The following is a 7,360-nucleotide window of genomic DNA, read 5'->3' on the forward strand; positions in this document are numbered from 1 at the left end:
AGGTACTTTTTATGGGAAGCGATGCACCGATTGGTGTTTTTGACTCCGGTGTAGGTGGGCTTACGGTTGCCAGAGAAATTATGCGGCAGATTCCGGGAGAGCGGATTATCTACTTTGGAGATACTGCCCGGGTGCCTTACGGAAGCAAGTCAAAGGATACAATTATTGGATTTTCCAGACAGATTGCCAAGTTTTTACGGACAAAGGAGGTAAAGGCAATTGTTATTGCCTGTAATACCGCCAGTGCCTTTGCTCTAGAAACCTTGAGCCGGGAAAATGATATTCCGGTCATTGGTGTGGTGAAGCCGGGAGCCAAGGTGGCAGCAAAGACGACGAAAAATGGGAAAATTGGCATTATCGGTACGATTGGAACTGTAAACAGTAATATTTATAATGAATATATCCGGGGCATTAATCCGGAGCTTAAAGTATTCTCAAAGGCATGTCCGCTCTTTGTGCCACTTGTCGAGGAGGGCTGGCTGTATGACTCTATTATGGTAGAGGTAGCTGACCGGTATTTTAGTGAGCTGAAGGGCTATGGCATTGATACACTGGTGCTTGGATGTACCCATTATCCGCTTATCCGCCATACTCTGCAAAAGGTAATTGGTGAAGACGTAGCACTCGTAAATCCAGCCTATGAGACGGCTATTAGCCTTCGAAAGGTGCTGAAGGAAAAGGACTTGCTATGCGAAAGCCGGATGACGGTCGGAGAGGCCATGGAGGAAGCTTCCCTGCCGGAGCATGAGTTTTATGTGAGTGACGGTGCAGAGCGATTCAAGGCCTTTGCCAATACGATACTTCCATGCCGGGTAATTACAACACAGGATATTAATATTGAAAAATACTAATGGAGCTATAGATGAAAAAAGAGGTTTTAATAGCAATTGCCGGTCTTCAGTTTGAAATTAATGAAGATGAGGCTCTGGAGATGATTTCTCCAGGTGAGTATTATTTTAGAAATGGAAAGCATTATGTGCTGTACGAGGAGCTTACAGAGGATGAAGGCGGCATAAAAGGTGGTATCACGAAAAACACCCTGAAATTTTCAGAAGATGCCGTAGAGCTTCGCAAAAGTGGCTTCAACAATGTGGTCATGACCTTTGAAAAAGGAAAAAAGACGATGACCTGCTATCAGACACCGGTAGGTAATCTGATGATTGGGATAGATACAAACTCAGTATCGGTCACAGAGCTTCCAGAGGGCATAGTAGTAGATATTCGCTATACCTTGGATGTTAATTATAATCATGTGTCAGAGTGTGTGATTAAGATAAAGATTGTGGAGAGGTAGGAACACAGAGTTTGCAAAGCAAACTCTCCGCCTGCGGCGGGTCGCGAAAGCGACATCTTCCACGCCGCCGCAGTGCGATCCTTAGCGGAGCGTTTTTTATTCGTATAGGACGCATTTTCCTATCGAATAAAATAAAGATGGGCTACCATACCAGTATGGCAGCCCATCTTTTGATGTATGTTTTATTTATTCTTTTTTCCAAAATGACGCTTAAAGAAGCCCTGCTTCTCCGGACGTTGCTCAAGACCGCCACGAGCACTTTTTACGTTCTTGATGTAGATACCGCTTAAAACTACTTTAACCTCTGTTTTTACTGGAATGATGTCAAAAGCCTTTTCGTCACAGATAAAGGAGGTAATCTTTGGACCGATTTTAGCTTTTACAATCGGCACCTTGGAGCGGCGAAACAGCTTAGGTGTCTGGTCGATAACGATTTGGGGAAGTCCTGCCTCTGTTATCTTCATTCGTTTTTTGTCAATAACCAGCATAGAAACAGTCTGTGCAACAGCTTCCATCTGCTCCTCAGCGGTAGCTTGTCTTTTTTGCAGCTTATTACCGTAGAACCACAGAGCAACTAAAATAGCAGCAAGCACGACGGTAATCACAATCAAGGTGATCATAAGCGGGCTTAAGGAAAATGCCATAAATGGCAGCAAATACATATTCATGGTTAATGAACCCCCTTGAAATATTCTAGCCTATCTATTGTACCATTAAAAGGACAAAATGCCAAGAAGAAAATTTAAATTTTGGTTTATCGATTTGTTTTGATTTTCAAGAAACGAAAAGAGTGTTGCTATTATAGCTTTTAAGCTAGGACTACGAAGGGCGATAATTCTAAAAAAATGGTAAAGCGTATCAATGAGCTTATTAAAGATATTGACCGCAATGGGCTTTTAATTGGAACTGGTAAGCCCGAACCATTAAAGTACCGTAAAGCCTGTAGCAGACGCATTACAGATGAACACAGATTAGTTTCCAATATGATAGCACATTGTATTTGGCTTTTTTGCAGGAAAATGGAGGATAAAGCGCAGAAGGAGTATGAATAGGAGCTGCCAAGCGAGTATTACCGGGAAGGATATAATCATTGTAAAATCAGCCATATTAGGGTATAATAAAAATGCAGATAAAATTATGATAAAGTTTTGATAAGGAGGCTCTTATGATACAGATCAGACCCGTTTCAGATTTAAGAAATAAGTTTCCGGATATAGAGAGGGCTGTGGGAGAAGGAGACCCGGTGTATTTAACTAAGAATGGCTATGGTGCCATGGTTGTTTTAAGTCTGGAAGCATACTCAAGATTAACAGATGGTGTGGAAAACGCACTTGATGAGGCCGACAGAGCAGCCATGGAAGATAACAGAAGGTATACACATGAGGAGGTGTTCTCAAATCTTCGGAGGAGGGTAAATGGGTGATGCAAAGTATAAGCTGCGATATTTACCTCTGTTCTATGAGGATTTGGAGCAGAAGATAGTCTATATTAAGGAAAAACTGCATAATGAGAAGGCAGCAAATGCTTTGATTGATGCAGTAGAAAAAGCCATATTGGAGAGACAGCCTGTGGCAGAAGCATTTGAGCCTTATCATTCAATGAAAGAAAGACGGTATTCATATTATCGTATTTATGTGAAAAACTTTGTTGTCTGGTATGTAGTTATTGATGACGAGGGCAAAGATAAGATTATGGAAGTGCGAAGGTTCTTGTATAATAAGCAGGACAGAGATAATTTGTTATAAAACAGAATAGGAAAGAACAGCGTTAGAGCAGTTATGTTAACCAAAAAGGTGTATGCAAAAGAAAAATCAAATCCATACACCTTTTTCGTTTTGAGATATTTTATCTATTTACTGATAGATTGAAAGGATTGAGTCGCTAATTTATACGAAGGATAAAGCGGAGTAAAAGTGGCTTACTCCGGCACCAGCACACAGGCGCAGAACCCCGGCTGTGGCTGGTAGCAGTAGATGGTCAGGTTTTTGCTGATTTCCGGGCTGTAATCGTAAAGTGTGCGTTTCGAGCCGTTTAGGGCTACATCTGCGTAAGAAACCAGCCATTTTCTGTCCCCATTTTTGAACACCTCATAAAAAGAACGGTTTAACATTTCTTCCACAGGGATGCCCTCCACGACTTCCATGTGCTTGTTGCAGTAACGGAAAACAAAGTCCACGCCGTGACCGCCCTCATCAAATACAAGCTCAATTATGCAGTACGCAACGGGCATATCGTCTAAGATACTGCATTTTTCGTAAAAGGTTAATGGGGGAAGAGAATTCTCCCGGGGCAGGGGGGCATCAAAATTCATCTCCCGCCTAAGCCGTCTGTGTGTACTTAAGTATCTTGTCCTGCCCTGAAAGGTTTTCCCGTCAGCCATGGTATAAACACCATCATGGCTGATATTGAGAATCTTGTCACGGTGCACGATTGCGTTTCTGGAAATAGATATAAATTCCCCCTCCGGCAGAAATGCCAGTAATTCATGCATCGGGATAGCGGAAGATGCTTCCTCCCCGGATTCAGAGCAAATCACACTTTTTCTGTCACGGCGGTATATATAAAGAATATCCTCTATTTCTAAATGGTGTCTTTTAAAAAATCTTTCCAAATCAGGCATTGGTATTTACCACAAAATGGGATAAACTGCAATAGCTGTTTGCTAAAATGCAAATATATAATTGTAGTTATGCGAATTGGTGCGTCCATGCCTTATATAATAAATGAATTGAATGTTAATAAACAGAATAAAACCGAAAAAATCTTGTAAGTTAGATAAAAAACCTCTCAAATCAAAAATTTTATCCCTTTGGCCAGTTTACTTTTCTGCCCTTACCGTGTATAATAAAGCAGTATATTTAAAAGTATGTATATAGAGCAGTTTCTAAAAGGAAAAGGATGTTTAATTTGACTTGGTTCGTAAACAGTAGGACAATTTTAACAGACAGGTAGGTAGTTCTGTCTTATTTGCATACAGTTTTTTAAGCAACAGGTTTCGTGCGTAAAAGCGCGCGAGGTGCTGTTGCTTTTTGTTTTTTTATTATTTCACTGGTAACGGATTATTGCAGGAATGTATTTACTGCAAGCATTACATTTTTTTACAAACATATTCCTGCGATAACCCAGAATTCTCCTCCTCCAGCATCTTCTCCACAATTTTCTGCACATAGGCACCGATAAACTTCTGTTCTTCTTTTTCTAAATCCTTCATATAAATAGGCTTTCCATAGGTAATGGAGACCTTTGCACTTCGCATCCATGGAAACTGGTTTTCCCAAAGATCATCGGTATGAGTCATGGCAACAGGGATAATGGCACAACCGGATTTCTGGGCCAGCTTAAAGCTTCCCTCATGGAATGGAAGCAGATTAGCTCCCTGGCTCCTGGTGCCCTCCGGCATAATAAAGACAGAGTAGCCGGCTTTTATCTGTTCAATCCCCTGCAAAATAGTCTTAAGTCCCTCACGGACATTGTCGCGGTCTAAGAACAGGCAGCTTAAAAACTTCATCCAACGGTTTACACAAGGGAAATGAAGCATCTCCTTTTTGGAAACAAAGCTGGTTGGTGTCGGGACTGTGGTATAACCGAGCAGAATATCAAAGTAGCCGCGATGATTGCCCACATATAATACAGCCTCATGGGTTGGGACATTTTCCAAACCCTTTACTGTAACCTTTGCTCCGGCAAGGAAGAGAATGATTTTGAGGAAATGAGAGACGATACTCTGACTTACTTTGTGCATTTTCATTGGATCTTTTTTTCCTATAAGATAAACGAAAAGATATAGCGGCAGGCTGACAATCATAACAAAAATAAAATAAATGACAACGAATATAGTACGCATAATGTCCTCCATATTAAGTAATACAGAAAGTATACCACTTTAGAGCTGGGGTAAGCAAGGCTTTTTACAGGAAAGGATTGTCAAAAATTTTTCACTTGACATCTGTCTTGTCAAGGGGCATTATGATATAAAACAAAGCGAAACAGGCTTTTATAAAGAGAGGACAAGGATATGACTGGAAATTTAACACTTTTAACAGATTTTTATGAGCTTACGATGATGCAGGGCTATTTTAAAAACCAGACCAATGAAACGGTAGTTTTTGATGCCTTTTACCGAAACAATCCATCTGGCAACGGCTATGCCATTTGTGCAGGACTGTCTCAGGTGATTGCTTATATTAAGGGGCTGCATTTTGATTATGATGATATAGCTTATTTGAGAGGTCTTGGCATATTTGATGAGGATTTTTTGAGTTATCTGGCCGGATTCCACTTCAGTGGAGATATCTATGCGATACCAGAGGGGACTGTGGTTTTCCCGATGGAACCGTTGGTTAAGGTGGTAGCACCGATTATGGAAGCCCAGCTGGTAGAGACTGCAATTTTAAATATCATTAACCACCAGAGTCTGATTGCAACGAAGGCTTCTCGGGTCTGCTATGCAGCAAAGGGTGAGCCGGTTATGGAGTTTGGGCTTCGCCGTGCCCAGGGACCGGATGCGGGTACATTGGGAGCAAGAGCGGCAGTGATTGGCGGATGTATCGGTACCAGCAATGTACTGTGTGCAAAGGAATTTGGTATCCCAGCACTGGGAACCCATGCACACAGCTGGATTATGAGCTTTGAGGATGAATTGACAGCATTCCGTAAATATGCAGAGCTGTATCCAAATAATACTACTCTACTGGTGGATACCTATGACACTCTTCGGTCTGGTGTACCGAATGCAATTAAAGTATTTACAGAGCTTCGTGAGGCAGGGAAAATGCCAAAAATGTATGGTATCCGTCTGGATAGCGGTGACCTGGCATACCTTTCTAAAAAGGCAAGAAAAATGCTGGATGACGCTGGTTTTGCAGAGGCGTCAATTTGTGCTTCTAGCGATTTAGATGAGTATTTGATAGATTCCTTAAAGACACAGGGAGCTACGATTAATTCCTGGGGTGTTGGAACCAATCTGATTACCTCTAAGGATTGTCCGTCCTTTGGCGGTGTGTATAAGCTGGCTGCTATTGAAAGAAATGGTGAGTTTGTTCCAAAGATTAAGCTTTCCGAGAATACCTGGAAGATAACTAATCCTGGAAATAAAACGGTATTCCGTATCTATGATAAAGAGACAAGGAAAATCAAGGCAGATTTAATTTCTCTGGTTGGGGAAGAAATTTCTGAATCAGAAGAGCTGCTTTTGTTTGACCCAATTGCTACCTGGAAAAAGACGTTGCTTCCTGCAGGAGGCTTTGAGGTGAGAGAAATTCTTAAGCCGGTATTTAAAAGTGGACAGTGTGTGTATGAGGAACCGGATGTAATGGAAATCCGTAGCTATTGTCAGGAAGAATTGAATACTCTTTGGGATGAGACGCGTCGTCTGGTAAATCCGCAGGAGGTTTATGTGGATCTTTCCCAAAAGCTATGGGATATGAAACATACCCTTTTAAGTAATTATAAATAGGTTGCTAGACCTGTTAATACAAAAATTTTACAGGTATTTAAAAAAATGTGAAATTTCTCTGGATTTTTTTCCTATATATGGTATACTTAAAGCAGTGTATTACAATATGTGGAAAATGTGGAGAACATAAGATGAAGAGGGCTATTGTAATTATGGCTTCCCTGTGTATGCTGAGCATTGTTGCCTATGGAACCTACGCCACCCAGTCTCATGCAAGTAATAATCCTGAGAATGAGGAATATTATTATAATGAGGATGATTGGGAGAGAATAGAAGGCATGATAGATAGCAGTGTGTCATCAGAACAAAAGGCAGGGGGTGCTTTTGTTGATACAACGAAGGACAGTACAACCGTACTGATAAATAAAGAATTTGCCTTGCCGGCGGATTATGTACCTGAGAATCTTGTAGTACCTTCAGTACCCTTTAGCTTTTCCGGTTACAAGGAAAAGAAGCTTTTGAGAGAGGATGCGGCGAAGGCTTTAGAGGAGCTTTTTAAAGCGTCCGAGGAGGCTCAGCTGTCGCTGTTTGCAGTATCAGGCTACCGTTCCTATGACAGACAGAAGGCTATTTATGACAGTAATGTAGCCAGAAGTGGAAGTGAGCGGACA

Annotated in this window: 10 protein-coding genes; 7 read left to right on the forward strand and 3 right to left on the reverse strand. The window is 41.4% G+C overall.

Features of this window, described 5'->3' with window-relative positions:
• The first annotated feature begins 11 nt into the window (after window positions 1–11).
• Together murI and ASU35_RS05600 are read left to right on the forward strand one after the other, a co-directional pair.
• The gene (gene murI / locus ASU35_RS05595) at window positions 12–851 is read left to right on the forward strand and encodes a glutamate racemase (RefSeq protein ID WP_058352067.1); all 840 of its coding nucleotides are present in this window, start codon (window positions 12–14) and stop codon (window positions 849–851) included.
• Between the two features lie 11 nt (window positions 852–862).
• Complete coding sequence (locus ASU35_RS05600) at window positions 863–1,294, forward strand: YwiB family protein (protein ID WP_058352068.1); 432 nt, start codon at window positions 863–865, stop codon at window positions 1,292–1,294.
• 182 nt (window positions 1,295–1,476) lie between these two features.
• On the opposite strand, the gene ASU35_RS05605 is transcribed toward ASU35_RS05600, so the two are convergent.
• The gene (locus tag ASU35_RS05605) at window positions 1,477–1,962 is read right to left on the reverse strand and encodes a hypothetical protein (RefSeq protein WP_242861209.1); all 486 of its coding nucleotides are present in this window, start codon (window positions 1,960–1,962) and stop codon (window positions 1,477–1,479) included.
• Window positions 1,963–2,139: 177 nt separating this feature from the next.
• Here ASU35_RS05605 and ASU35_RS05610 point away from each other — a divergent pair, with 177 nt between their 5' ends.
• The 3 genes from ASU35_RS05610 to ASU35_RS05620 all read left to right on the forward strand — a co-directional run bounded on the left by ASU35_RS05610 (window position 2,140) and on the right by ASU35_RS05620 (window position 3,039).
• Window positions 2,140–2,346 (forward strand): type II toxin-antitoxin system YoeB family toxin, encoded by a 207-nt coding sequence (locus ASU35_RS05610; protein WP_083504153.1) that lies wholly within the window; start codon window positions 2,140–2,142, stop codon window positions 2,344–2,346.
• A gap of 113 nt (window positions 2,347–2,459) precedes the next feature.
• Window positions 2,460–2,717, forward strand: coding sequence for a type II toxin-antitoxin system Phd/YefM family antitoxin (locus ASU35_RS05615; protein WP_058352069.1), 258 nt, complete (start codon window positions 2,460–2,462; stop codon window positions 2,715–2,717).
• The gene (locus ASU35_RS05620; protein ID WP_058352070.1) at window positions 2,710–3,039 is read left to right on the forward strand and encodes a type II toxin-antitoxin system RelE/ParE family toxin; all 330 of its coding nucleotides are present in this window, start codon (window positions 2,710–2,712) and stop codon (window positions 3,037–3,039) included. The genes ASU35_RS05615 and ASU35_RS05620 overlap by 8 nt, the downstream gene beginning before the upstream one ends.
• A 173-nt stretch (window positions 3,040–3,212) precedes the next feature.
• Here ASU35_RS05620 and ASU35_RS05625 read toward each other — a convergent pair whose 3' ends face one another.
• Together ASU35_RS05625 and ASU35_RS05630 are read right to left on the reverse strand one after the other, a co-directional pair.
• Window positions 3,213–3,914, reverse strand: coding sequence for a LytTR family transcriptional regulator DNA-binding domain-containing protein (locus tag ASU35_RS05625; protein WP_058352071.1), 702 nt, complete (start codon window positions 3,912–3,914; stop codon window positions 3,213–3,215).
• A gap of 468 nt (window positions 3,915–4,382) precedes the next feature.
• Window positions 4,383–5,138 carry a lysophospholipid acyltransferase family protein gene (locus ASU35_RS05630; protein ID WP_341416198.1) on the reverse strand — a complete coding sequence of 252 codons (756 nt, stop codon included), beginning with the start codon at window positions 5,136–5,138 and terminating at the stop codon, window positions 4,383–4,385.
• A gap of 171 nt (window positions 5,139–5,309) precedes the next feature.
• Here ASU35_RS05630 and ASU35_RS05635 point away from each other — a divergent pair, with 171 nt between their 5' ends.
• Window positions 5,310–6,749 (forward strand): nicotinate phosphoribosyltransferase, encoded by a 1,440-nt coding sequence (locus ASU35_RS05635; RefSeq protein ID WP_058352072.1) that lies wholly within the window; start codon window positions 5,310–5,312, stop codon window positions 6,747–6,749.
• 131 nt (window positions 6,750–6,880) lie between these two features.
• A partial coding sequence (locus ASU35_RS05640) for a D-alanyl-D-alanine carboxypeptidase family protein (protein ID WP_207644124.1) occupies window positions 6,881–7,360 on the forward strand: 480 nt, incomplete at its 3' end.

The organism is Acetivibrio ethanolgignens (genome assembly GCF_001461035.1).
GTDB lineage: Bacteria > Bacillota > Clostridia > Lachnospirales > Lachnospiraceae > Velocimicrobium > Velocimicrobium ethanolgignens.

What these genes read in the sequence shown, in the direction of transcription:
- murI (WP_058352067.1), top strand. Translation starts at nt 12, where the DNA reads ATGGGAAGCGATGCACCGATTGGTGTTTTTGACTCCGGTGTAGGTGGG.
- ASU35_RS05600 (WP_058352068.1), top strand. Translation starts at nt 863, where the DNA reads ATGAAAAAAGAGGTTTTAATAGCAATTGCCGGTCTTCAGTTTGAAATT.
- ASU35_RS05605 (WP_242861209.1), bottom strand. Translation starts at nt 1,962, where the DNA reads ATGAATATGTATTTGCTGCCATTTATGGCATTTTCCTTAAGCCCGCTT.
- ASU35_RS05610 (WP_083504153.1), top strand. Translation starts at nt 2,140, where the DNA reads ATGGTAAAGCGTATCAATGAGCTTATTAAAGATATTGACCGCAATGGG.
- ASU35_RS05615 (WP_058352069.1), top strand. Translation starts at nt 2,460, where the DNA reads ATGATACAGATCAGACCCGTTTCAGATTTAAGAAATAAGTTTCCGGAT.
- ASU35_RS05620 (WP_058352070.1), top strand. Translation starts at nt 2,710, where the DNA reads ATGGGTGATGCAAAGTATAAGCTGCGATATTTACCTCTGTTCTATGAG.
- ASU35_RS05625 (WP_058352071.1), bottom strand. Translation starts at nt 3,914, where the DNA reads ATGCCTGATTTGGAAAGATTTTTTAAAAGACACCATTTAGAAATAGAG.
- ASU35_RS05630 (WP_341416198.1), bottom strand. Translation starts at nt 5,138, where the DNA reads ATGCGTACTATATTCGTTGTCATTTATTTTATTTTTGTTATGATTGTC.
- ASU35_RS05635 (WP_058352072.1), top strand. Translation starts at nt 5,310, where the DNA reads ATGACTGGAAATTTAACACTTTTAACAGATTTTTATGAGCTTACGATG.